Annotated in this window: 1 rRNA gene; it reads left to right on the plus strand. The window is 55.6% G+C overall.

From position 1 onward, the window contains the following. The first annotated feature begins 16 nt into the window (after positions 1 to 16). Positions 17 to 1,534, plus strand: a 16S ribosomal RNA gene (locus QKD99_RS11415). Positions 1,535 to 1,566: the final 32 nt, after the last annotated feature.

Consider the following 1,566-nt stretch of genomic DNA (forward strand, 5'->3'; position numbering starts at 1 on the left):
TTTGTTCTGAAATTTTTTTGTGGAGAGTTTGATCCTGGCTCAGGACGAACGCTGGCGGCGTGCTTAACACATGCAAGTCGAACGGAAAGGCCCTGCTTGCAGGGTACTCGAGTGGCGAACGGGTGAGTAACACGTGGGTGATCTGCCCTGCACTTCGGGATAAGCCTGGGAAACTGGGTCTAATACCGGATAGGAGCCATTTTTAGTGTGATGGTTGGAAAGTTTTTTCGGTGTAGGATGAGCTCGCGGCCTATCAGCTTGTTGGTGGGGTAATGGCCTACCAAGGCGGCGACGGGTAGCCGGCCTGAGAGGGTGGACGGCCACATTGGGACTGAGATACGGCCCAGACTCCTACGGGAGGCAGCAGTGGGGAATATTGCACAATGGGCGCAAGCCTGATGCAGCGACGCCGCGTGGGGGATGACGGCCTTCGGGTTGTAAACTCCTTTCGCTAGGGACGAAGCTTTTTGTGACGGTACCTAGATAAGAAGCACCGGCTAACTACGTGCCAGCAGCCGCGGTAATACGTAGGGTGCGAGCGTTGTCCGGAATTACTGGGCGTAAAGGGCTCGTAGGTGGTTTGTCGCGTCGTCTGTGAAATTCCGGGGCTTAACTCCGGGCGTGCAGGCGATACGGGCATAACTTGAGTACTGTAGGGGTAACTGGAATTCCTGGTGTAGCGGTGAAATGCGCAGATATCAGGAGGAACACCGATGGCGAAGGCAGGTTACTGGGCAGTTACTGACGCTGAGGAGCGAAAGCATGGGTAGCGAACAGGATTAGATACCCTGGTAGTCCATGCCGTAAACGGTGGGCGCTAGGTGTGAGGGTCTTTTCACGACTTTCGTGCCGTAGCTAACGCATTAAGCGCCCCGCCTGGGGAGTACGGCCGCAAGGCTAAAACTCAAAGGAATTGACGGGGGCCCGCACAAGCGGCGGAGCATGTGGATTAATTCGATGCAACGCGAAGAACCTTACCTGGGCTTGACATACACTGGATCGCTGCAGAGATGTAGTTTCCCTTTGTGGCTGGTGTACAGGTGGTGCATGGTTGTCGTCAGCTCGTGTCGTGAGATGTTGGGTTAAGTCCCGCAACGAGCGCAACCCTTGTCTTATGTTGCCAGCATTTGGTTGGGGACTCATGAGAGACTGCCGGGGTCAACTCGGAGGAAGGTGGGGATGACGTCAAATCATCATGCCCCTTATGTCCAGGGCTTCACACATGCTACAATGGTCGGTACAACGCGCAGCGACACTGTGAGGTGGAGCGAATCGCTGAAAGCCGGCCTTAGTTCGGATTGGGGTCTGCAACTCGACCCCATGAAGTCGGAGTCGCTAGTAATCGCAGATCAGCAATGCTGCGGTGAATACGTTCCCGGGCCTTGTACACACCGCCCGTCACGTCATGAAAGTTGGTAACACCCGAAGCCGGTGGCCCAAACTTGTTAGGGAGCCGTCGAAGGTGGGATCGGCGATTGGGACGAAGTCGTAACAAGGTACCCGTACCGGAAGGTGCGGGTGGATCACCTCCTTTCTAAGGAGCTTTATTGTGGGTGCAGTTGCACC

This window comes from Corynebacterium sp. c3Ub_189, assembly GCF_039907195.1.
GTDB lineage: Bacteria > Actinomycetota > Actinomycetes > Mycobacteriales > Mycobacteriaceae > Corynebacterium.